The sequence below is a fragment of the Pseudoalteromonas sp. SWXJZ94C genome, assembly GCF_015864385.1.
Taxonomy (GTDB): Bacteria; Pseudomonadota; Gammaproteobacteria; order Enterobacterales; family Alteromonadaceae; genus Pseudoalteromonas.
In genome coordinates this window covers 43,640-68,152 of record NZ_JADYXF010000024.1, presented here as the reverse complement: position 1 = coordinate 68,152, position 24,513 = coordinate 43,640, and the positions used below count along the sequence as shown (strand labels likewise).

The window sequence follows — 24,513 nt, the reverse complement described above, 5'->3', positions numbered from 1 at the left end:
GTAAACGCACTAGTTATTAATCAACGAGGCGCTAGTTTAAATTCATCATGAATTACAGTGATAAAAAATCGAAAGTATTTTCCTCATCCCAATTAGCTATTTTATTGTATGCAATAATGGTAGGAATACTGGTTACGTGTTTGATGATTATTATAGTATTTCACATAGATTCCCAAGAGCGAATCCATATTGAACGAGTAACGCAAAGTACAGCTGAAGGTATTAAAACACTGCTTAAAGATGACTTGGAAGAGCGAATAACATCACTGTCAGAGTTATCTAAGTTGTCTTCGATATCAAGCGATATGCCACAAGGTGACTGGGAAATAATCAGTAAAACATTGTATGATTCGCAATATGGCTATCAAGCCATAGGTTGGATTGATAGATCATTACATGTGCGAAAAATAATACCAAAGCAAGGTAATGAAATAGCCATTGATTTTAATTTGGCATTAAATCCGCCTGCATTGTTAGCTGCAATAAAAGCACAAAATACAAAGCAAGCAGTAGTCACAACACCTTTGCAATCTATTCATGGTGGAGAGGGGCTTGGAATATATATTCCTGTTTTTAACACCAATGCAAGGAGTAAAAAACTAGAAGGTTTTATTGCAAGTGCGTTGATTTTTGAACCTTACATTAAAACAGTTGTGCCTGCTTTTTTACTTAAGGAATATCATTTTACGCTGTTTATTGATGGGCAAAAAGTATATTCAGATCAAGCAAATTCATTTCCTGTTACAAGCATTTGGGATAAAAAAGCATCCTATGATTTACAAGGTCATAAGTGGGAGATAAGCATATCGCCTAGTGATGAGTTTTTGTATATTGCTCACTATAAAATCATGAGAATTTTAATTTCACTTGGTATTTTTATTGCTTTTTTAATTGTGTTGGCTGCTTATACTTATTTATTTGCACGCAGTAAAATAAAAGACGGGCGATATAAGATTGAATATTTATTAAAAAACCTTCCCGGCATGGCATATCAGTCTTTTAATACTATGAGCTGGCCTATGATACTGGTTAGTGATGGGTGTGAAAGTTTAACTGGTTATTCTCGAGCTGAGTTTAAAAAAAATAGAATGCTGTGGAGGGAAATAATACATTTAGATGATTATGAGCGAGTACAGGCGTCACTTACAGAAGCTGTCAAAGAAAAACGCTCCTTTGAACTTGAATATAGAATTAATACCAAAAATAGTGGGATCAAATTAGTGTGGGAAAAAGGAGGACCGGTTAGATCTATTTTTAATGGTGAAGTTATTATTGAAGGATTTATTAATGATATTACCTCTATTAAGCAGGCTGAAGCTGACCTAATTAGTAGTTACGCTTTTTCTGATGCAGTAGTAAATTCAGTTGTTGAAGCCGTTATTACCATTGATCAATACGGGCTTATACAAAGTTTTAATTTTGCTGCGCAAGCTATGTTTGGTTATACCTCAGATGAAGTAAAAGATAAAAACGTAACAATATTAATGCCTACATCATTTAGTAAACACCATGACCAGCATTTAGCTCAATATTTAAAAACGAAGCAGACGCATATTATTGGTGTGGGTCGTGAGCTTGTAGCTAAGCATAAAGATGGCACAACATTTCCAATTCACTTATCTGTAAGTGAAATACAGAATCATGAAAGTACAATGTTTGTAGGTTTGATTCGAGATATTACCAAGCAACGTGCGTCAGAAGACCAAGCTCGGCTTCATACTGAGCAATTAGCGCATACCGAAAGGGTCAATGCATTGGGTGAAATGGCAGCAGGAATTGCACATGAAATAAATCAACCTCTGACAGCTATTTCTCTTTTTTCTCAGACGGCAAAAAACTTTTGTGAGAAGGGGAGATTTGACAAACTCCCCTTAATATTTGAAAAACTAAGTTTACACTCTCGTCGAGCGGGAGCCGTTATTGAGCGTATGCAGTTAATGACCAAAAAAGGGCAACGAACAAAAGAAGTCATTGATTGTATATTTTTAATAAAAGAAGTAACAAACCTAGCAGAATCAGAAGCGCGACTTCGCAATATTACTGTCAGAATAATTACATGTGATGAACAAATTGATGTGTTTGTTGATCGGGTGCAAATAGAGCAGGTTATTCTTAATTTATTACGTAATGGTATGGAAGCTATGCAGTTAAATGCTTATAAAAATGATTCAAAAATAGAGCTCGAAATAAAATTGAATGGAGATAAATATGTTGAGATATCAGTTTCTGATACCGGTGCAGGATTACCTGAAGAAATGAGAGAGAAGTTATTTAAGCCATTTTCGTCAACCAAAGAAAATGGCACAGGTATCGGTCTATCTATATCTAAAAGCATTGTTGAAGAACATGGTGGGCATATTCACTTTTATGACAATAAGCCAACAGGAGCTATTTTTATGTTTACTTTGCCAGCACATAATAGAGGAGTCGTTTATGAGCGATAAGCAAAGCGTTTTTATAATTGATGACGATGAAGGTATTCGAGAAGGGCTTGAAATACTACTAGACTCTATTGATATTGACGCTCAGAGCTTTAGTTCAGGCGCTGCGTTTTTGGATGTATATAATGAAACCATGGCTGGTTGCTTAGTATTGGATATACGTATGCCTAAAATGAGTGGTTTAGAGCTCCAACAAAAACTCAAAGATTTAAATTGCTCATTACCAATAATATTTATTACCGGGCATGGTGATATCCCGATGGCTGTAGAAGCGATGCGTTTAGGAGCAATTGATTTTATTAGAAAACCATTTAATGAACAGCACTTGATTGACCGTATTAATGAAGCATTGGTACTTGATGAAAAGCAACATGAAAAATCACTCGATAAGCATAAAAATAAGATTAATGTTGAATCGCTGTCGAGTCGAGAACGTGAAGTGTTTGAGCGAGTGACTGATGGGGCAATGAATAAAGTAATCGCGTGCGATCTTAGTATTAGTGAACGCACAGTTGAAGTTCATCGCTCTCATGTAATGGAAAAGTTAGGTGCTAAAACACTCGCTCAATTAGTGCGAAGTAAAGTTATGTATGAGCAATTAAATTAATTATCAGTTCATCTATTTAATAATGTTGAAATGACGCAGATTTTTAAACAGCCCTCATGTAGGTTGTTATCTAATATCTAACTAATTTAAATTATTATGTCTCGTTTATGCGAGGCTTTTTATTTAATGAAGTCGTAAATATTTAAACTTACTTTACGACCTTGTACTTATTAAGATACTGAACAACACTTTAGTTATTAATTTAACGGGTGAGTAGGTTATGTTGCAACCTAAAGACTGGCATTTAATACAATCAAAGGGAATTTACTTTGTTTTAATTACATTGCTAACAGTGAGTTTAAATGTTTTTTTGAATGATTCATTACACCAAAAAACTGATCGTTCGGGACAACAGCTTGTTAAGCAGATTTTTGATTTGAAAATAGATACCTCATTAAGTAATAAGGTCTTAATTGCGTTGGTAAAAAGCCAAAAATTCATGTTAAAACCAAATCCTTCTCCTACCAATTTTGAGCATTTTGTAAGTGAAGAGCGTGAAGACTTTAAATATAAAACACTCAGTTTGAGCCTTTATCATCCGCCGATATGGGTAATGGAAAGTTATTTATTTATATTGCTTAACTTGGTTATTTTAGGTGCTGCTAGTTGGTATTATCGCTGGTGGGGTATCATAAAAGCAGCTAACTCATCTATCCCTTCAAAAATCATCGTGAAGCCAAGTTATCAGTCAAACAAATCAAAACTGCTTAATATTAACCAACCTAAAAACAATGAATTAAGTACTTTTTATGGTGTAGCATCGTTATACCATGGTTTATATATGCTTATAGAATGTGATTGCAGATTTGCTCAACGTATAGATAAAGAGATTACTTTTAAAATATTAGTTATTAAAATTTTTCCTGAATTAAAAGGGTTATCTGTAACGTTATTAAGTAACGAACGTCTTGCTATAACACTGTGTAATGTGCCTATTACAGAGCTTGATCGGTATATAGAACGTTTACATAAAGGTATTTTTACGGTGTGCCAAAATTATCAAGAAAATATTACAAGGAAAAATATCAAAATAGGCGCATGTGATTATCGACTTGGAGCTGATCAAGAAACTGTTTATCAGTTAGCAAAATCTGCTTTAACTTTATCTCAATCTAGCTTATTACAACATTCTCACCGGTTAGCTTTAAACCATAGCCAAGAAAAAGTAATTTCTAGAGAGGAAGTAATTGAAAATATTAAAAAGAATAAATTTATACTTTTTTTCCAGCCTTTATTTGAAATAAGCACTGGTGACATTTTACAACACGAGGCATTAATTAGAGTTAGGCATAATACGCATGGTTTACTTGCAGCTCGTTATTTTATTAATCAGCTCTACAGTAGCCAAGATGCGCTAATATTAGATAAAGCTGTTTTTACTCAAATTAAAAAGTTAGCACTGGCTGAGTCTTCACCTTTAACTATTAGTATTAATTTATATCTTAAAAACTGGCTCAATAAAGAGTTTTGGCAATGGGTTTCATCACAAATAAATGATTTGAAATTGAGTAACAAATTACAATTTGAAATAAGTGAAAGCGAATTTTTTATTCATCAAAGTAGTTTAATAGATATATTTAGTATAATTAAGAAAAGCAGGTCACAAGTTGTAATTGATAATATTCAAAGTAGTCAAAATATATCTAAACTAAGTAATTGCCAGGAGGTATGTGGATTAAAGTTGTCTTATGAGTTAGTTCATTTGGTGAACGAAAATACACAGAATCAAAAACAAATAAAAAAAATAGTTGATGCAAGCAACTTATTAAATATACCTGTATTTGCTGTAGGGGTTGAAACCCAAAAAGAATTATTGATGTTGGCAAAACTTGGAGTGGTTGGTGCACAAGGTTTTTATTTTTCAGAGCCATTACAAGAGCTTACTCAAGCTGCATTTCATTAAATTAAACCTCTATATTTAAGACCATCTAATCCTTGCATTCCACCTGTGTGAACTGCAATAATTTTACTCCCTTCAGGGAAGTAGTCTTGCTCTATTAATTGAAACAATGCATACATCATTTTACCACTATAAATAGGTTCTAAAGGTAGGTTGTAATTAATGTTCATATCTTGGCAAAACCGCCACAGCTCAGGCGTAAATTTACCATACCCTCCATCGTGAAAGTTTGTTAATAGCTGCCAATTATTTTGATGGTTAGCTTTAGTGCTTAACTTACGTATTTCATCTTTTAAATAATCAGCTTGTTTTAATACTGCAATACCTATGACTTGGGTTGCCGTTTCACTTCCTTCAATTAACCCTGCTAATGTGCCGCCACTTCCCGTAGGGCAAATTAAATAATCGTGTGCAGGCAGGCTTTGTACTAATTCTTCACAACCCAATAATGCATACGAGTTAGTTCCACCTTCTGGAATAATATAAGCATTGGGAAAGCGAGTTTGTAGTGAGTTTAAATATTCAGGATCATTACGTTGGCGGTATTCAAGGCGATTAACAACATGAAGTTGCATGCCGCATTGCTTCGCAAATTGAATTGTTGGGTTGTTGTGATCAAGTTCAGGCCCTCTAACAATGGCATGAGTTGTTAAATTAAACTCTTTACCAGCAGCAGCGCAAGCATGGATGTGATTCGAAAAAGCACCGCCAAAGGTCAGTAATTCTGTTTTTTTTTGCTTCTTCATATGGGCTAAATTGTATTTTAATTTACGCCATTTGTTACCGCTTATTAATGGATGAAGTAAATCGTCACGTTTTACTCCTAAATAAATGTTTCTCTTTTTTAGAAACATCATATCTATTTGTTGAATATAGTTATTTTCATTTATATTGAATGATACTGACATTTTATCTCATTTATTAACTTGGCAAATTAACTAAAATGTACGACACTTATTTTATATTCTATTAACAATAGTAGCTATATGAAAGAAAAGATTTTTTCATGGTTAAATCGCAGTTTAGACCGAGATACAGCTATTGGTGTTGCTACGTATGCGCATACAGTTAATGCCGTGTGCTTAAAAAAACAACAAGGGCAATGGCAATTACACAGTTCGCATAGTGTAAATGTTTCTGAACAAGATGATTATACAGCCGCTATCGTTGCTTGCACAAATGAAGTTTGTACTGACATATGTTCAGTTAATTTAGTGGTCCCTCATTTCTTTTATCAAATAGTACAAATGGATAAGCCAACACTTAGTGATGACGAAATTATCCAATCACTACCATGGATTACAAAGGATTTTGTAGATATAGCGCCTGAAAATATAGTGGCTGATTTTATTGATTACCCTATTACTTTGTCTATGCAAAGTAGCAAAATGAATGTGTTTATAAGCAATAAACTGCAGTTGCTACCTTTTATAGATAGTTTTGCACAAACAAAACCTGTTCTGCGCGCCATGACATCTGAAGAAATGGTTTTGGTTACTCTGTTTGGGCACCATAAAGATGCACATATGCTCATCGTTCAGCATATTAATAGTGAACCTCGTATATTAATAATCAGAGATGGGCAGTTAGTATTGGTTAGGCGTTTAAATGGCTTTTTAGGCATTACGGATAAAGATCAAAACCAAGATTTAGTAGAAGCACTGGGTCTTGAAATTCAACGCTCTATGGATTTTTTTGAAAGCCAGCTCAAGCAACCTCCTATTCGCAGCTTACAATTGCAATGCGATGACTTATCTTCACTCACACTTAGGGCAGGGCTTGCTGAATTTTTACAGGTAAAAGTTGTCGATTTTAAACCTAATTTAGAGTTAGCTGAAAAATTAGATCCAAACTTTTATTATGCATTGGGTGCTGCTTATCAATTAACAGATCCGGAGTCTGTTATATGAAGACTAGGATTAATTTTTATCAAAAGTCCTTGCGGGTAAGGCGCGATCCTGTTCCGTTACAAGGGATGCTTACACTGTGGATTGGTGCTTTGCTTATTGTTGCAATAACATGGGCTTTTTACGCCTATAAAGAACACGCCAACAATCTTAATTTACAGCAAAGTGAAGTTCAGCTTAAGAAAGCTAAGGCTCAGTTACAGATTGCGAAGCAACAACTAGCTGAAAAACAAAATAAAACATTATTAGTTAATGAACTAAAAACGCTGCAGCAGGAAATCCAACATAAACAACAATTTTTTAATTATCTTGAAAAATCATCAGCTCAATCAATAACTGATTATGCTGATGTGATGAAAGATCTTGCGCAATATCATGAACCTAATATTTGGCTTACAGAAATAAAATTTGTTGGACAAAAAGTGATATTACAAGGGCAAACTCTACAGTCAAAATTTTTACCAATTTGGTTCAATAATCTAAAACAATCCCCTTTTTTTGCTGATAAAGAATTCTCAGTGCTCGAACTATCTACGCTAGATGGTATTAGTGAGTTTAATGTTGCAACTGATCTTCGTAATGAGGAAGTTAAACCATGAGCAAAAATACACCGATTCAAAATAAAAAAAGTAGACCAACATGGGTTAAGTATCAGGCTCAATTTGCTGCATTGCAAAAGCGCGAAAAATATTCAACATTATTTGTGGGTCTATTCATCGTTATTTATTTGGGCTTATGGTTTGTTATTTTCCCTCAGCAAGATGCTGTTATAAAAGTGAACGTAAAACAAAATAGTATTTATCAAGAACTGCAACAAACAAATACACAGCTTTCAATGTTAAACCAAGCTTTAAATTACGATTACACGAGAGTTTTACGTGGGCAAATAGAACAAACTAAAGAAGAGTTAGGTGTAGTTAATAATCAGCTTAATAGCTTTAGTCAGGGCTTTATTGCAGCTAAAAAAGTACCGGCAGTATTGAAAGATTTATTAATTAATAATTCTGATGTGCAGGTTGTTAGTTTTAAGGTAAAGCCAGCAAAGGGAATAGATGTAGATAAGCTAGGTGAACATGATGCACAAACGCTATTTTTTGAACATCAAATGGTGGTGACCTTAAAGGGTAGCTACTTTAGTTTGCAACAATATTTGGCTGCGCTAAAAAGTAATCAAAGCAAACTATTAATACAAGAGTTTAGCTATCAGGTTCAGGTTCATCCACAAGCTGAATTAACTTTACAAATTGCTACAGTGAGCGCAAATGAAAAATTTATCGCTTTATAGTTTTTGTACTTTGGTGCTGTGTTTTTTTTCATTGAATGCAACCGCACAGTTACGTGATCCGACTCAACCTTACATACAAGTAAGTAACGGGATGCCAGTCGCTCAAAATACAGAGCTTAAATTACAATCTATCATAAAAAAAAATACAGTATTTAAAGCTATTATTTCGGGTCAGCTTTATCAAAAAGGTGACACGGTAAACAATTTTCGGGTGCTAAGAATTAACTCTAAACAAGTTGTATTAGCAAATGACGATAAGCAAATAAAATTAGAATTATATGACTATGAAATTAAAAAATAATTTATCTAGCCCATGGCTTGTTCTTTTATTATTGCCAACGTTTTTAACAGCGTGCCATAGTTTTAAGCCAGGTAAAGAACTTAAAAATCATATCGAACAAGAGCTTGTTGTAGATACAACTAAGGCAGTTGCGCCGTTAGAAATGCCTAATGAATTAACGCAAAGCTTATTATCATCTATAAATAGTGAGCAAAGCATAAGCGATGACTTAGCAATTAAGCGTTTTGATGTAGCTGCTAATGATGTTGAAATTGGTGCATTTTTTGCTGGCTTAACTGACGATACTCCATTTAGTGTTGCTGTTCATCCTGAAGTTAGTGGCACTATTAGTCTTAACCTAAAAGCGGTAACTTTTAATGAAGTTATTGCGGTTATTAAGCGAATGTACCCTTTAGATATCGTTAATGAGGGTCGTATTGTACAAGTGCTACCAGCTAAAATGAGAACAGAAACAATACCAGTAAACTATTTAATGATGCAGCGTAATGGGCTGTCAACAGTAAGTGTAGTTGCTGGTGGTGTAAGTCAGTTTGCACAAAATAGTGGCAGCTCTAGTGGCTCAAGTAGTTCTAATCAAGGTAGCCAAGAATTTGGTGGTGATGATCAAAGCTTAGAGTTAAATGGATCTCGTATTCAAACAATTAATAAAAATGATTTTTGGAAAGAATTAGAGCTTGCTCTTAAATCATTAATTGGCAGCAGTGATGGTCGTTATGTTGTTGCAAGCCCGCAAGCTAGCTTAGTAACGGTTAATGCATTACCAAGCGAAATTAGGCAATTAAAAGAGTTTTTACGCCAAAGCCAAGAAAATTTACAGCGCCAAGTTATTCTTGAAGCAAAAATAATAGAAATCACCTTAAAAGATGAATATCAACAAGGGGTTAACTGGGAACGTATATCGAGTGGATTAGAAGGCGGTGTTTCGTTTGCAACAACTGCTGGTACAACAATTAGTAATAGTATATCTGCTGTTTTAGGTGGGGCATCGTCGTTAACAATCCAAAAAGGGGATTTTAACGGAGTTATTAACTTACTCGAGACTCAAGGTGATGTGCAAATGCTCTCTAATCCTCGAGTAACTGCAACAAATAATCAAAAAGCAGTTATAAAAGTAGGTCAAGATGAGTATTTTGTTACCAATGTGTCGAGTACTACGGTAACAGGTACTTCTACTACAACGTCTCCTGAAATTGATTTAACTCCTTTCTTTTCGGGTATTGCATTGGATGTAACGCCGCAAATTGATAAATACGGTTCAGTTATTTTACATGTCCATCCTTCTGTAACTGAAACTGAAGAGCAATTAAAAGTAATTACTTTAGATGATCAACGTTTTGAGCTACCACTTGCACAAAGCAATATAAGAGAATCAGATACTGTAATTCGCGCACAAAGCGGCGAGATAGTTGTTATTGGTGGTTTAATGCAAACTACCACCGAAGATGAAGAGTCAAAAACACCTATTTTAGGTGACATTCCAATTTTTGGTAATTTATTTAAAAGCATACGTAAACGTCAAGAGAAAAAAGAGTTAATCATTTTAATTAAACCAACCGTTGTAATGCCAGACACTTGGAAAAAGCAACAAGGTGAAAGCCGTAAGCTTTTAAATACTTGGTATGAGAACTAACCATGTATTTAAGTTTTTTTAAACTAAGTGAAATGCCTTTCACGCTAACCCCAAATACTAATTTCTTTTGTGCTCTTGCGCCTCATCATGAAGCAATGCAAGTACTTACAACAGCGATTGAAATGGGTGAGGGGTTCATTAAAGTAACTGGTGAGGTTGGTACTGGTAAAACACTACTTTGCAGAAAGTTATTAAATCAAATTGAGCCTGACTATATTGTTGCTTATCTGCCTAATTCTTACTTAAGCCCTGAAGAACTTCGTTGGGCATTGGCTGTAGAACTGGGTATGGAAGTAGATAAAACATTGGATCAGCAAGCGCTCGGACAACTTATTAATCATTACTTACTCGATCTACAAGAAGATAATGAACGTGTAGTGCTTTTAATAGATGAAGCGCAGTGCCTTAGTTGGGAGACATTGGAAGCTCTTAGGTTGTTTACAAATTTAGAAACAGAAAGTGAAAAGTTAATCCAAGTTGTATTATTTGGGCAACCAGAATTAGATGAAAAACTTGCTAATAATAAGGTAAGGCAATTACGCCAACGAATTAGTTTTTCTTACTCGTTAAGAGCTATGACTGCTGCTGAAGTGATTTACTATATAAATCATCGATTACAAGTTGCGGGCTTTAATCAACCTCCATTATTTAACAACGCAATGGGTTTAAAAATAGCTCGAGCTAGTAGAGGGATCCCAAGATTAGTAAATATTTTATGCCATAAAGCTTTATTACAGGCTTACGGCGAAGGGGTAAATGAAATTACTACTCGTCATGTTCAACTTGCTATAAAAGACACCGAAGATTGTGCTAAATACCGTACTGGTCATTATTGGAGCTATAGTGCGATTGCATTCACTGTTTTAGCGATTGCCGCTATATGGGTATGGAGGCAGTGGCTATGAGCGTTATAAATAATATGCTTAAAAATATTGAGCAACGCGAAGCTAAACAAATAGCAGATCAAGATGCAGTCGGGGTTAATATTAAACCTATTTACGACATACAAAATCTACTCTTTAAAGTTTTAATAATACTCATTGTTTTGAGTGTGATTTTTATAGCATATCTATACTTGCCAACAGCAGAAAAAAGTAAAAAGCCACAACAAGAATTAACCGTAACATTAACGTCTAGCCTACCAGAGACTGAGTTAGAAATTCAAAAAGATGAAAACAGAGCGCTTGTAGTTGATGTTTTTAATGATCTTAACGATTCTGGTTTGCAAGCCAAAGAGCTTCCCATAGAAAATGTTAATGAGAATGACATAGAGCCTTCTAGTACAAAAGAACCCATTGAACTTGTTGTTAATAAATTAACGACAGAGGCGGCTGTAATAGCTAAACAAGATGAATTAAGAAGCGTAGAAAATGTGGATGAAGTTTTATCAGTGGCTGAAACGGTTGTTATTGATTTACCAAAACCCAAGCCTGTGAAAGCTAAATCTACGAATAAAATGACTAAAAGCTCAACGCCTTCTAAATCTCAAGAAGAATTAATTGCAGAACAATTAACAGCAGCTAAGCAGGCAATTCAGTTTGGTTTGTATGATGAGGCAATTAGTGACCTTAATAATATTTTACTTCAGTCATCGAAAAATATAGATGCTAGAAATTTACTCGCCTCAGCTTATTTTCAGCAGCAAGATATAAACTCCGCACAACAGGTTTTACAAGCTGGCATTAGCCAAAACCCAGATGTTTTAGAGTGGCGTATTATGCTTAGCAAAATTTTGATTATGCAGCAGCAATATAAAGAGGTGCTACTGCTATTAAGTGAAGACTTTGAAGTGAACGCTAACCTTGATTTTTGGGTATTACAAGGCACTGCAGCTCAAAGTGCTAATCAGCATACCAAAGCACTAAATAGCTTTAGGCATCTTACCCAATTACAGCCCAGTCAAGCAAAATGGTGGCTTGCTTTAGCAACCTCTAAAGACGCTTTGGGTGAATACCCTGATGCTAAGCATTTATACAAAATAGCTTTAGATTTGGGTGGGTTAAACACGGCAATGACTCAACATGCATTACAGCGCTTAGTTGCATTGAAGGAGGCAGTATGAGACCTAGTTTAAAAATGCGTTTAGGTGATTTACTTGTTCATGAGCATATGATTACTGAGGCGCAGTTGAATGAAGCGCTAAATGTTCAGGCTGCAACAGGTCGAAAGCTAGGGTCTACACTTATTACACTTGAGTTTATTAGTGAGCCTCAGCTATTACGTTTTTTAGCACAGCAGTTGCAAGTTCCATTTTTAGATATTTCTCAACGTAAAATATCACCTGATGTATCTAAGCTTTTGTCAGAAGTATATGCCAGAAGATATAGAGCGTTGGTAATTGAAGATAACGGTGATTCTGTTTTACTCGGTATGAGCGATCCGGCTGATTTAAGAGGGTTAGATCAGCTAGCACCTATGCTGGCTCCAAAGCGAATTGAGTTAGCAGTAGTACAAGAAAGCCAGATAATGGCTGCTTTTGATAACGTATATCGCCGAACTCAAGAAATAACGAGTTTTGCTGAGCAATTACATGAAGAATATGAAGATATAGAAGAGTTCGATCTTAATTCCCTCGGTGACGAAACATCAGATGCAACTGTTGTTAAGTTACTGCAATCTATTTTTGAAGATGCGGTACAAGTACGTGCATCTGACATTCATATTGAGCCAGATGAAGGCTTGCTTCGTATTCGCCAACGTGTAGATGGTGTACTGCAAGAGCACATCTTAAACCAAGTGAAAATAGCATCGGCACTCGTTTTACGTTTGAAGTTGATGTCGGGCTTAGATATATCTGAAAAGCGACTTCCGCAAGATGGGCGTTTTAACATTAAAGTGCGCAGCCATAGCATTGATGTACGACTTTCAACGATGCCAGTACAGCATGGTGAATCTGTTGTTATGCGTTTGCTTGATCAATCGTCAGGTATATTGTCGCTAGACGAGACGGGCATGCCTGTACATATTTTAAAGCGTGTGCGCAGTATTATTAAGCGGCCTCACGGTATGGTACTTGTAACAGGACCAACCGGTTCGGGTAAAACCACTACGCTTTACGGTGCATTAAGTGAACTTAACCAGCAAGAAAGTAAAATTATTACCGTAGAAGATCCTGTTGAATATCGAATTGGACGTATAAACCAGGTTCAAATAAATAATAAAATAGGTTTAAGTTTTGCGAGTATTTTACGTACTGCTCTAAGGCAAGATCCCGATATTATAATGGTTGGTGAAATGCGTGACCAAGAAACAGTTGATATAGGTCTTAGGGCTGCTTTAACTGGTCATTTAGTTTTATCTACATTACACACCAATGACGCTATTACTAGCGCTATGCGCCTAATTGATATGGGGGCGCCTGCATATTTAGTCGCAAGCTCACTACGTGCCATTATAGCTCAGCGCCTTGTAAGGCGCGTTTGCAATGATTGCAAAATACCATATCACCCAGACAAACAAGAAACGAGTTGGCTTAAATACCTTGGTGAAGATATTTCACATTCGCAATTTTTTAAAGGGCGAGGTTGCACAGGGTGTAATCATAGTGGTTATAAAGGGCGAGTTGGTATTTTTGAGTTGCTTGAAATGGATGATGCAATGATGGATGCATTACGCGTTAATGATACTCAGAAATTTGCAAAAGCGGCAAAAAATAGCGCTAACTTCACACCTCTTTCAATGATGGCTTTAGATTATGCTAAGCAAGGAATTACCTCGTTAGATGAGGTGTTTAAAGTAGCAGAGTATATCCCCGAGATAGTCGGGGGCGATGATGCAGCTGTATAGCTACAAAGCCAAAGATATGAAAGGCATGCTTGTAAAAGGGCAACTTGAAGCAAGTAGCCAGGCGGGTGTTGCCGATAGTCTAATAAGACGTCAATTTATACCCATTTCAATTACATTAGTTGAAACTAAAAATAACATTAAAATTTTCGATAATTTATTTGTTGAAAAAATAGGTTTAGAAGACATGATCATGTTTTCTAGGCAAATGTATTCATTGTTAAAAGCGGGTATTCCTATTATTAGAGCAATGGTAGGTTTAGCTGATACAACCCAAAACAAAGAATTCAAGAATGTATTAATAGAAGTCACAAAGCAGCTAGAGCAGGGGCGTGATTTATCTAGTGCAATGTCGATTCATAATAAAGTATTTAGTCGCTTAACTATTTCTATGGTGATGGTAGGTGAAGGGTCTGGTCGATTAGAAGATGCATTTTACCAGCTAGCTATTTATTTTGAAAAAGAACAAGAAACACGTAAGCGGATAAAGGCTGCGATGCGCTATCCCACTTTTGTAATTTTAGCGCTAGTTTCCGCGATGATAATTTTAAATATTTTTGTGATCCCAACATTTGCCAGCATGTTTACAAAATTTGGTGCAGAACTCCCCTTAATGACTAGAATATTAATAGGGACTAGTAATTTTTTCGTTAATTACTGGTGGTTACTAATTATAATTTGTGTTGGCTGCGTTGTAATGTGGAAGCGTTATTTAAACACAACTGCAGGGCGTTTTAAGTGGGATCAATATAAGCTAAAAATTCCTTTCATTGGTGACATTTTAAAGCGTACTTTGCTTGCACGTTATAGCCAAAGCTTGGCAATGGTACTGCGCTCAGGTGTACCAATGACAACAGGGTTATCACTTACTGCACATGCGGTGGATAACAGTTATATGGAAAAAGCGATTATCACTATGCGACATGATATTGAAAAAGGTGATAGCTTGCTTCGGGTTTCTCGGTCGAGTGAATTGTTTTCTCAACTTGTTTTACAAATGGTTGCTGTAGGTGAAGAAACTGGACGTGTAGATGAGCTTTTGCAAGAGGCTGCTGATTATTACGAGCGCGAAGTCGATTATGATTTACGTAGTTTAACAGCAAAAATTGAACCTATTTTGACGGTGTTTGTAGCCATTATGGTGCTCATTTTAGCATTAGGTATATTTATGCCAATGTGGAATATGATGTCAGCTATCAAAGGTAATTAAAGTGACTACACTCATTACAGCTAATCATTCAAAAGGTTTTTCGTTATTTGAGTTAATTATTGTTGTTATTTTACTGGCAGTAATTCTGAGTTTTGCTATACCTCAATATATAGGTATTAAAAATCAAGCACATAATTCTAATGTTGATGCTGTTGCAGGCGGATTTTCCTCTGCTATAAGTATGGTACGCGGTCAATGGGAGTTAGAAAGAAGACCAAACGGTGCATTACATACAACATTTGTTAATTATGGAGGGGTAATCGTCGGAGTTGATGGGTCAATAGGTACACCAACGAGTGATGAAACAACAAAAATTGATACACGTGCTCAGGCTATGGATGCTGCTAAATGTCGTCAGGTATTAAATGCTATTTTACAAGACGCACCTAGTAGTACATTAAGTGATGAAATATCAAGAATAAAAAATGTTATTTTTTTAGTTAGATACAACGCAAAAAGTACACAATGCATCTATTATTTAACATATGTTCTTGATTCTGAAAACATACCTAAAAATGGTGCTATTGCATCAGGGAATATAGGTTTTTCGTACTTTCCAATAACTGGAAAAGTACACATATTTAAAAATTAAGTAATTATTAAAAAGAGGCTTACTTATGAAAACGCAATCGTTAAAAAATCTACCTTTAAATAATCAAGCAGGTTTTACGCTTGTTGAATTGATTATTGTAATTGTTATTTTAGGAATTTTAGCTGTAACAGCAGCGCCGCGATTCTTAAATCTACAAGGTGATGCAAATGCTTCAACATTAGAGGGGCTACAGGGGTCTATTCGTAGCGGGATGAACATAGTTAACGGTAAATCTATTATTGCGAGTGACCATAAAAAAATAGCCGCATCTGTTATTGTGGACACTGGTGCTAATGTTCCTACCGTTTATGGTTATCCTGCAGCAACACAACCTGCCTTTGAAGCTTTTTTAGATGTGAGTTTTGCCGCTGATGATTCGGCTGACTTTAACTTAGCCGTTGTAGGCACTAAGGTTATTCTGTTTCCAAATAGTTATGTACAAACTGACGATTGCCGAATTGAATATACAGAAGCAACATCAGCAGCAGGAACCGCGCCGGTAAGAACTATTATTACACCGCCGATTGTCACTTTAGTTACAGAAGGCTGTTAATTACATAGATGATAAGTAGTAGTAAGCGGCGATTGCGTGGCTTCACACTCATTGAGTTAATTATTACTCTAGTGATATTGGGAATACTGTCGGTAACGGCAGGTCCCAAGTTTCTGGGGAGCTCAACTGAAGATGCGTATTCGTATCGAGATCGCACATTAAATGCGTTGAGAACAATGCAGTTACGTGCAATGCAAAATACGACTACTACGAGTTGTCATAAACTTTATATTACTCCCACTTTAATTGCAGGACCCACCCCAGATAATAATTGTGTAGGAGGTGCTGATATTAATAATAGCGATCACTTAGTTATACAAATTGATACACAACGAAGTGATATAACATTTACTGCATTAGATAGTAATGCAAATGAATTTACACAAATTAGTTTTGACCCTTTAGGTAAATCAGATCAAAACTGTACAACGCAATGTCGAATAGACGTCGGGTTGGCTGGTGTATGTATTAGCGGTGAAGGGCTTATTTATGCGTGTCCTTAAACATAACGGTTTTACCTTAATAGAATTAATTATTGGTATTGTTATGTTTGCAATTGCATTGAGCATAATCACCGCGCTCATTGCTCCTCAAGCTCAAAAAAGTGTAGAACCAATTATAGCTTTAAGAGCATCTGAGTTAGGGCAATCATTAATGAATGAAATTCAAAGTAAGTCATTTGATGAGCATAATGATCGTAGTGCTCCTTTTAAGCGCTGCGGTGAAATATCACTGGGTGCGCAAGCTTGTACAGCAACAAACGACTTCGGCTCCGATAACGCAGAAACACGCACAAGCTATAATGATGTTGATGACTATATTGAACTTTCAGGTCAACCTATTACTAATAGTTTAGGTGAGGCGCTATCAGAATACAGTGATTTTAGTTTGGTTATTACGGTGCAATACGACAGTGATTTTAATGCCGCAACAAACAACGATGGCACCACCTTTAAGCGAATTACTATCGAAGTGACATCATCTCAGGGTGAGGTTTACGGCTTTAGTGCTTATAAAGGAAACTATTAATGAATAAAGCCAAGCACCAGAAAGGGTTTACATTAATTGAACTGCTACTTGTAATGGTAATTATGGGTATTTTAGCGGTGAGCGCATTTTCGTTTATAGGCGCTGGTGTAAGTATTTATTCACAAGGTGTAGAGCGTCAAGAAGCAGTAGCACAAGCTAGATTTTTAATAACGCGTTTAAGTAAAGAATTGCGTCATGCAACGCCAAACTCATTGAGACTAACTTGCGATAACAGTACCGGTGGAGCATGCAGTACTCAACAATGCCTTGAGTTTACGCCATTTTTATCTGCGACCCATTACACGAATTACTTGCCTACAACGTCACCATTTAATGTTACCGCTGTCGATTTCGAACTAAATAATTTAACGGAACCTCAAGTTGGCGATTGGGCTACTGTGTATCCGTTAAATAGCGCAGATATATACAACGAGAATAACGACAAGCGTTTACAAGTATCAGCATTTACTAATTCGACAAGTAGTGCAATCGACCAATGGCAATTTAGCAAAGCATTTGCTGAAGAATCACCTAGTAAACGACTTTATTTACTAGATGAGCCTGTTAGCTTTTGCATTGAAGGCAACAGCTTATATCGATATACAAATTATGACTTTAATGTAAACCAGCTTAATGCAGTTGGCTTACAAATAACGAGTGGTGTGAAGCGAGATTTATTGGGTATTTATATAGCAAATGATCTAGCAAATACTTTATTTTTTACGTTAGATAAATTGGCTTTACAACGAAACTCAGTTTTAAATATCCATGCACAAATGGTATTTAATGACACGGAAGTAATGAATTTTAACCATGAGGTACATGTCCCCAATGTACCTTAAAAAAAAGACTCCGATTAAAAATATGCCACACAGGCAAAAAGGTAATTTAATAATTGTCTCTTTGGTGATCATTGTTGCCTTATTGGCGCTTGGGTTAGCTTTAGTTAAAGTGCTTTCAGGTGCTTCTCAACAGAATACGATTGAATATTACGGTGCACGCGCTTTTATGGCTGCGCAAAGTGGTATCGAAAGTGGTTTAGTAGATCTATTCCCACTTAATAGTGCAGCCCAAAATTGTGCAGCGGTGACTTCAAACTTAACCTTTGAAACAAGCTATTTAGAGTTTTGCACTGTATCGGTCAGCTGTAGTGAGTATATAGGCTTGCCCGATACTAGCTCGCGCTCCGGCACTGTTAATATATACTATTTACAGAGCTCTGCTATATGCGCAGCAAATGATTGCGCTATTGGTGACTCTTGTCGAAAAGACTATTGGCAAACACAAAGAACACTCAGTGTTGAGGCAAAAACCCTACCATGATAAAAAATATATTATTGCTTATTTTTTTCATAACTTTGTTGTTTTGCAATAAAGTCTTTGCTGTTATACCTAAAATTGAAGGTCGTTATATTGAATTGCAAAATACGTATACATCACCAGTTTGGACAAAAATAAATTTTCAGCAACAATATATAACACCGCCAGCCGTTTTTATGCTTTCAACCAACCAAGGTGGCAACCCTGCAATTGTAAGGGTAAGAAATATAACTACAACAGGGTTTGAGGCGCTTCCTTTGGAGCCATCAGGAGAAGATGGTGGTCATATTAATATGGGGGCTCATTATTTAGCTGTTGAGTATGGAGTGCATGAATTTCCTGATGGGACGATAATGGAAGTGGGTAGTACTGATTTGCAATTAGAGCTTCAGTATGGAGCTAAGTCAGGTTTTTCACCATTTACTCCTACAGGATATAAATCACTGCTTTTTGCTCAACCTTTTACACAGCGACCTAATTTCTTTCATTCATTGCAAACACTTAATAGTGTTGATAGCAACCCACCAAACAATGCTTTGATACCATTTTTAACTATAGCCGTAGAAACGGGGTCTTTATCTGCTAATGGCGTAAATATAGCGCTAGAGGCATCTGAAACTGAATTTGGTTTAGTTAACAGTGAAACCGTTGCTTATTTAGCTGTTGAGCCTGGTTTTGATAGGGCATTTACTGACGATAATGGGGTCGAGGTAACTTGGGAAAGCTTCTTTACTGGCTTTGCCGTAGATGGTTGGACTGATGGCTGTAATTACTTTAGTTTTACTAACAACTTTTTAGTGGCTCCTTTAGTTGTGGCAAGTAAAAATTCACGTGTAGGGACTGATGGTGGCTGGCTACGTAGTTGTAATTTAAGAACTGATCGTTTGGGGCTGGTGGTTGACGAGGATCGCGACGGAGATAACGAACGAACTCACCCAAATGAAGAAGCATCTATACTGGCTATGACCAGTACATTTGTTTCTAATGGCGATATTTTAAGTTGTGATACATTATTTCCTGGAGCGCTTTCTACCTATGATAATGGTGAAATTCAATTGGTTCAGGGTGTTGAAGTAACAGATAACAATGCACAATTTGTTACAACAACGAGTTTAATTTCAACAGCATTGACTAACCCTCCTTTATGTAATGGACAGGAGTGTGCAGCAAGCGGTAATAATTCATTAGAACCAAGCCAAGCGGCGCAAGTCCCTACGGTACCTAATGATGGGAGCTCTACAGGACCTGTACCAACGTCATTAGCTGGTGACTATTTTTATGATGAGTTACAACTGAGCATGCTTGAGACCGAATACAGAGTTACAGCGCCTACACGTATTTTTTTAAAAGACACTACATCATTACTATCAACATCATTTTTAAATATAGGTCAAACTAATATAGTTCTTGAAGCAGATGCCTATTTAGCTATTTATGTTGATGGCGCTGTTGCTATTGCAGCTGATGCTAATATTTCTGCTTATATTGTTGCCACTGGTGAAGTGAGAATTGCACAAAATGTAACATACCAAGGCTCTATTACATCAGGTACTCAAATTATTACCGAAGGAAGTTCAACGTTTGATGCTTTACCTGTACCTGATAGTATTCCTGGCTTGTGTGGTATTTACACTCCCGTTTTATTAGATCATTATCGAATTACAATGAGTGATAATAAAGGACTCACTTGCCAAGCAAAAGAAATGACCTTAACAGCCTGTGCAAACGATGCATGTAGCATATTGTTTGATGAGCCATCAAGTTTAGATTTATCTCCTGATAATAGTGGTCAGCAAAGTTGGGTAACTGGGGAGAACATCAGTTTTACAGGCTCGGCTCCAATCGACTTTGCTAAGCGTACAACCGGTACTGCTACATTTGGCTTTAATACTGCCGATCCTTCTGCGCCTATACGCTGTTACATTGGTGGTAATAACGTGGGTTTGAGTGGGTGTAAGGTAACGTTTTCTGATGCTGGATTTATTTTTACAAACGATACCAATAATAGTACAACAATCCCAACTCAGTTATCAGGTAAACCCTCAGATACAGGCTTTAATGCCAAAGCGCTTTCGATTCAGGCTGTAAAAACTAACACCACAACCGGTGCGTGTGATGCTGCGTTTCCTGTCGGTGCCGATGTTTCTTTAGAACTTGCTTATACGTGCAGTGCAGGGGCGAGCTGTTCTGACCCTATACAGCTTGAGAACAACAACAATACATATAATGTTGAGCAAGCCTATCAATCATTTCCACTGAGGTTTGATGATGACTCTAAAGCACAGATTGTTATTAATTATCCGGATGCAGCCAAGCTTAGTCTTAATGCAAAAACTAATTTAATTTTAGACCCCGTTACTAACTTATCGGTTAATTTAGAAGGTAGTTCTAATGAATATGTTGTGAAACCATTTGGGCTTGCGATGGATTTGCCCAGTGATGGTTTTGCAGCTGATGCAAGTGGAAGTCTGTTTAGATTAACGGGTGAGTCATTTGATTTAAAAATGAATGCAGTGCAATGGGAAGCCGGGCAAGATAACGACAATGACGGTTATCCTGACGATTACAGTAGTATTACCAATAATACGATAGCTAAGCATTTTATTTCAGAGCAACCATTCGTTGAAGCAGTACTTAATGCACCGACGCCAGGCACAGCCGGTACGTTAGAAGTAATTAGCACCAGTGCATTTAGTGACACCGGTAACTTAAGTGAATCAATTTCACAATATAGTTATGACCAAGTCGGTATTATTGATTTAACTGCGGGGCTTGTAGATGCTGATTATTTTGGTGCAGGCGATGTAAGAGGAGAAATATATAACGTTGGTCGTTTTGCTCCTTCACAATTTCAAGTAATAGCTATTCAGGCGAATGCCCAATGTACGCAATATGGTAGTAATTTAACCTACCTAGAGCAGCCTTTTGAATTAGCTTTTACGGTACAAGCGCAAAATCATAAAAATGAGTTAATGGGTAATTATAAAAACGGGTTTGATAAATCGACAGTACAAGTTAATGCAGAAAATAATGAAGTCAGTAATTATGCGCCGGCTACCGACTTTAGCAGTCGCTTAGTTAATCTTGGATCAAATAGTTGGAGTGATCAAAATGACGGGCAATGGCAATTAAACCAAGTTGATACCACGCTAAAAAGGCTTGGAGTTGATCAACCAGATGGACCTTTTTCTATGGTTAACTTAATGGCTACGCTTACTGATATTGAAGGTGCTACATTAATTGATGCTAATGACAAACCTAATACACAAAATACCTGCGCAGCTAATTGTAATAGTGTGCGTTTAAATAGCGTACCAATTGACTTTAGATTTGGACGATTAGTACTTAGTAATAACGCAGGGTCGGATCTCGATTCTTTACTTATACCTATGCAAGCTCAATATTGGGATGGCAACGGGTTTGTAATTAATAATGAAGATAACTGTAGCGTGTTCGATCATACAAAGTTAAGTCAAATATCCCCCGCATCACCTGTATTAGCATATGAATATGGAAATGGTTCATCGGGAGAGCTCGAAGCTGGGGGTTACCCCGCTGATAATGGCATTTATGCTCAAGCAAATGGGTCAGGAGAATTTACGCTGGAATATAATACACTAGACTGGTTAAAGTGGGATTGGCAAGGAGATGAATCTCAGCTTGATCCTCGCACTATTTTACAATTCGGTCGCTTTAGAGGAAATGATCGGGTTATTTACTGGCGTGAAACACGTGAATAGTTGTAAACTAAGATAATAATTGAACAAAGCTTGTGTTTTGTGCTTCAAGTACATAGCATACGGGTTTGATTATAAAAATAATAACGACCAAATAATTGCCGCTTTTTGGGACTGGAATATATGCGAATTGCTTCTTTATCTCTTTTAATTTCAGCTAGTTTGATAGCTAGTAGTGCATTTGCACAAGACACTGCTACTGTGACTGGAATTGATTCAGAGATTAGTATTAAACAAACAGAATACGATAACTCGACAAGAATACTTGATAAACACTTAAAAGAAGAAAGTCAGTTACAAAACCAACTGGAATTACTTCGTTCTCGTTCTACTGAGCTAGATAAAGAAAAAAACCAAGCCCTTGATGCGATGAATGAAATGTATCGCCGATTAATCGACGATCCTACGCTTGATATTAGTACGGCTCAATCGCGTTATCAAAAAGCGGTGGCCGATCACAAGCAAAATAAAGATGATATTTCTATGCAGTTGGCGGCAATTGCATCCCACCGTAAAGATATTGAACAGATTCGTGTTGCCAAACATACACTTTTAAATACTTTAGAAACCTTAAAAGAGCAATTAACAACGGCTCGCGTTGAGCGTTTGCGTAACGAGTTTACCCGAGAAGGTGCACTTGAAGTTAATCACACAATAAATTGTAAGCGTACAGAAACACTTGCAGCATGTGAGCAACGCGGTCAGCAAATGGGTTTACAAAAAGCGACCAAACGCTTTGTAGACCAAATTTTTGCAAACTTAACTGAAGAGCGTTTAGTAGAGCCAAAGCGTAATATGGCCGGCGCGCAAGTACAAATTTTAAGTAGCCACGTAGTAAATAGTGCTTTTAGTGGACAAGGTAATTACAACGTTAATCTAAGCGTAACAATGCGTGGTGAAGTTAATAGCAGCCGCTTATGTAGCTTATTAAGTGTTGATAATCGCTATTGTTCTGAATATGGAACTCCACTGGCAACTACATATCAGCCTTCGTACAATAATACTTATTCTGATAGTCAGTTAACATTCAGTAATAACGCGGATAATACCGACACGGTATCTGTATCTCGTTTAAATAAGCAGCCTATACGTGATTACTCAGTAAAAAAAGCATCAGCGGAAAGAGATTATCCAGTAATATTGAACAAGGATAAATACGAGTCTGTTGAGCTTACATTACGTTCGAATGTATATGATGATGAAGTGTTTATTGATGGTGTAAGCTTTGGCTCAACACGTTTAATAACTCGCTTACCAAGCGGTGTTCATAACATTGAAATTCGTAAGTTAGGTTATAAACCTTATCAAGCTCGTATAGATTTGACTAAGGCACAAACCATTCACGCAAACTTAGTAAAAAAGTCTGAGTCGATTGCTGCACCGACGTACACTCGTGAGCAACCAAAAGTTGAAACTCGCCAGGTGAGCCAAAACGTTATTGTTTCAAGCACAAATGTTGAAACACCTGTTGTTGTTATTCCTGCTGGTAAGTTCAAAATGGGTGACATTAATGGCAATGGTCTGGCTAATGAACGTCCTGTTATTGAAAAGGCGATAGCAAATTCATTTGCTATGCAAAGCAAAGAAGTGACAGTGGGTGCATACGAAAAATTCGTATCAAACACTGGTTATAAAACGCAAGCAGAGCAAAGTAAAGGGTGTGCGTATTATTTAAATGGTGAGCCTGTATGGGAAAACGATTTAAATTGGCGTAATCCTGGTTTTGAACAAAGTAATGATTTTCCGGCTGTATGTTTAACCTATAATGATGCTAAAGCATATGCTGAGTGGTTATCTGGTCAAACAGGGCAGCAATTTCGTTTACCAAGTGAAGTTGAGTGGGAATACGCAGCACGCGCAGGAACTGAAACTGAGTACCCTTGGGGTAACGAAATTGGTAAAAATTTAGCTAACTGTGGTTGGTGTGGTAGCGAATGGTCAAACAAACGTGCAGCGCCTGTTGGTTCTTTTTCTCCTAATGCATTTGGATTATACGATACCGTAGGCAATGTGTGGGAATGGACCGATAAAAAATCAGGTGAGTCTGATGTTGCAGTAAGAGGTGGAGCCTGGAATTTTGCCCCAAGTCTTGCTCGTGCGTCAACGCGTTTAATTTTAGCGCCTGATTTTAGATCTAACTACATTGGTTTTCGCTTAGTACGCGAACGATAATATTTAGTAAGGAAGCTTAATAGCTTCCTTTTTCAAAATTAACAAA

21 protein-coding genes are annotated in these 24,513 nt (G+C 36.7%); 20 read left to right on the top strand and 1 reads right to left on the bottom strand.

The window, feature by feature from the left end; translation table 11 throughout:
• Nucleotides 1-143 precede the first annotated feature (143 nt).
• The 3 genes from I6F65_RS11925 to I6F65_RS11915 all read left to right on the top strand — a co-directional run bounded on the left by I6F65_RS11925 (nt 144) and on the right by I6F65_RS11915 (nt 4,951).
• Nucleotides 144-2,444 carry a PAS domain S-box protein gene (locus I6F65_RS11925; protein ID WP_231613165.1) on the top strand — a complete coding sequence of 767 codons (2,301 nt, stop codon included), beginning with the start codon at nt 144-146 and terminating at the stop codon, nt 2,442-2,444.
• Nucleotides 2,434-3,048, top strand: coding sequence for a response regulator transcription factor (locus tag I6F65_RS11920; RefSeq protein ID WP_024612878.1), 615 nt, complete (start codon nt 2,434-2,436; stop codon nt 3,046-3,048). The genes I6F65_RS11925 and I6F65_RS11920 overlap by 11 nt, the downstream gene beginning before the upstream one ends.
• 220 nt (nt 3,049-3,268) lie before the next feature.
• The gene (locus I6F65_RS11915; protein WP_197113028.1) at nt 3,269-4,951 is read left to right on the top strand and encodes an EAL domain-containing protein; all 1,683 of its coding nucleotides are present in this window, start codon (nt 3,269-3,271) and stop codon (nt 4,949-4,951) included.
• Here I6F65_RS11915 and I6F65_RS11910 read toward each other — a convergent pair.
• Complete coding sequence (locus I6F65_RS11910) at nt 4,948-5,856, bottom strand: 1-aminocyclopropane-1-carboxylate deaminase/D-cysteine desulfhydrase (protein ID WP_166109411.1); 909 nt, start codon at nt 5,854-5,856, stop codon at nt 4,948-4,950. The two genes, I6F65_RS11915 and I6F65_RS11910, sit on opposite strands and share 4 nt — an antisense overlap.
• A gap of 78 nt (nt 5,857-5,934) precedes the next feature.
• On the opposite strand from I6F65_RS11910, the gene I6F65_RS11905 reads away from it, so the two are divergent.
• From I6F65_RS11905 to I6F65_RS11825, 17 genes are all read left to right on the top strand, one after another.
• Nucleotides 5,935-6,858: an MSHA biogenesis protein MshI gene (locus tag I6F65_RS11905; protein ID WP_197113026.1), complete on the top strand. Its 924-nt coding sequence runs from the start codon at nt 5,935-5,937 to the stop codon at nt 6,856-6,858.
• 89 nt (nt 6,859-6,947) lie between these two features.
• Nucleotides 6,948-7,454 carry a PilN domain-containing protein gene (locus I6F65_RS11900; RefSeq protein WP_231613162.1) on the top strand — a complete coding sequence of 169 codons (507 nt, stop codon included), beginning with the start codon at nt 6,948-6,950 and terminating at the stop codon, nt 7,452-7,454.
• Nucleotides 7,451-8,140, top strand: a complete 690-nt coding sequence (locus tag I6F65_RS11895; protein WP_166109409.1) for an agglutinin biogenesis protein MshJ — start codon at nt 7,451-7,453, stop codon at nt 8,138-8,140. The genes I6F65_RS11900 and I6F65_RS11895 overlap by 4 nt, the downstream gene beginning before the upstream one ends.
• Nucleotides 8,118-8,441, top strand: coding sequence for a general secretion pathway protein GspB (locus I6F65_RS11890; RefSeq protein WP_166109408.1), 324 nt, complete (start codon nt 8,118-8,120; stop codon nt 8,439-8,441). The genes I6F65_RS11895 and I6F65_RS11890 overlap by 23 nt, the downstream gene beginning before the upstream one ends.
• The gene (gene mshL, locus I6F65_RS11885; RefSeq protein WP_231613161.1) at nt 8,419-10,071 is read left to right on the top strand and encodes a pilus (MSHA type) biogenesis protein MshL; all 1,653 of its coding nucleotides are present in this window, start codon (nt 8,419-8,421) and stop codon (nt 10,069-10,071) included. Before I6F65_RS11890 ends, mshL begins: the two co-directional genes overlap by 23 nt.
• 2 nt (nt 10,072-10,073) lie before the next feature.
• The gene (locus tag I6F65_RS11880; RefSeq protein ID WP_166109407.1) at nt 10,074-10,976 is read left to right on the top strand and encodes an ExeA family protein; all 903 of its coding nucleotides are present in this window, start codon (nt 10,074-10,076) and stop codon (nt 10,974-10,976) included.
• On the top strand, nt 10,973-12,133 hold the full coding sequence (locus I6F65_RS11875; RefSeq protein ID WP_166109406.1) for a lipopolysaccharide assembly protein LapB: 1,161 nt from the start codon (nt 10,973-10,975) through the stop codon (nt 12,131-12,133). Before I6F65_RS11880 ends, I6F65_RS11875 begins: the two co-directional genes overlap by 4 nt.
• Nucleotides 12,130-13,857 (top strand): GspE/PulE family protein, encoded by a 1,728-nt coding sequence (locus tag I6F65_RS11870; RefSeq protein ID WP_197113024.1) that lies wholly within the window; start codon nt 12,130-12,132, stop codon nt 13,855-13,857. Before I6F65_RS11875 ends, I6F65_RS11870 begins: the two co-directional genes overlap by 4 nt.
• Nucleotides 13,844-15,064 carry a type II secretion system F family protein gene (locus tag I6F65_RS11865; RefSeq protein WP_197113036.1) on the top strand — a complete coding sequence of 407 codons (1,221 nt, stop codon included), beginning with the start codon at nt 13,844-13,846 and terminating at the stop codon, nt 15,062-15,064. Before I6F65_RS11870 ends, I6F65_RS11865 begins: the two co-directional genes overlap by 14 nt.
• 1 nt (nt 15,065) lies before the next feature.
• Nucleotides 15,066-15,656: a type II secretion system protein gene (locus tag I6F65_RS11860; RefSeq protein ID WP_197113022.1), complete on the top strand. Its 591-nt coding sequence runs from the start codon at nt 15,066-15,068 to the stop codon at nt 15,654-15,656.
• A gap of 25 nt (nt 15,657-15,681) precedes the next feature.
• Nucleotides 15,682-16,209: a prepilin-type N-terminal cleavage/methylation domain-containing protein gene (locus I6F65_RS11855; protein ID WP_024612865.1), complete on the top strand. Its 528-nt coding sequence runs from the start codon at nt 15,682-15,684 to the stop codon at nt 16,207-16,209.
• 8 nt (nt 16,210-16,217) lie between these two features.
• A complete protein-coding gene (locus I6F65_RS11850) occupies nt 16,218-16,712 on the top strand; it encodes a type II secretion system protein (protein ID WP_024612864.1) in 495 nt (164 codons plus the stop codon).
• Nucleotides 16,699-17,238: a prepilin-type N-terminal cleavage/methylation domain-containing protein gene (locus I6F65_RS11845; RefSeq protein WP_024612863.1), complete on the top strand. Its 540-nt coding sequence runs from the start codon at nt 16,699-16,701 to the stop codon at nt 17,236-17,238. The genes I6F65_RS11850 and I6F65_RS11845 overlap by 14 nt, the downstream gene beginning before the upstream one ends.
• Nucleotides 17,238-18,080, top strand: a complete 843-nt coding sequence (locus I6F65_RS11840) for a type II secretion system protein (RefSeq protein WP_024612862.1) — start codon at nt 17,238-17,240, stop codon at nt 18,078-18,080. The genes I6F65_RS11845 and I6F65_RS11840 overlap by 1 nt, the downstream gene beginning before the upstream one ends.
• A 22-nt stretch (nt 18,081-18,102) precedes the next feature.
• On the top strand, nt 18,103-18,561 hold the full coding sequence (locus I6F65_RS11835) for an agglutinin biogenesis protein MshP (RefSeq protein ID WP_231613160.1): 459 nt from the start codon (nt 18,103-18,105) through the stop codon (nt 18,559-18,561).
• Nucleotides 18,558-22,298 carry an H-type lectin domain-containing protein gene (locus tag I6F65_RS11830; RefSeq protein ID WP_166109403.1) on the top strand — a complete coding sequence of 1,247 codons (3,741 nt, stop codon included), beginning with the start codon at nt 18,558-18,560 and terminating at the stop codon, nt 22,296-22,298. The genes I6F65_RS11835 and I6F65_RS11830 overlap by 4 nt, the downstream gene beginning before the upstream one ends.
• 120 nt (nt 22,299-22,418) lie before the next feature.
• Complete coding sequence (locus I6F65_RS11825) at nt 22,419-24,467, top strand: formylglycine-generating enzyme family protein (protein WP_197113018.1); 2,049 nt, start codon at nt 22,419-22,421, stop codon at nt 24,465-24,467.
• Nucleotides 24,468-24,513 lie beyond the last annotated feature (46 nt).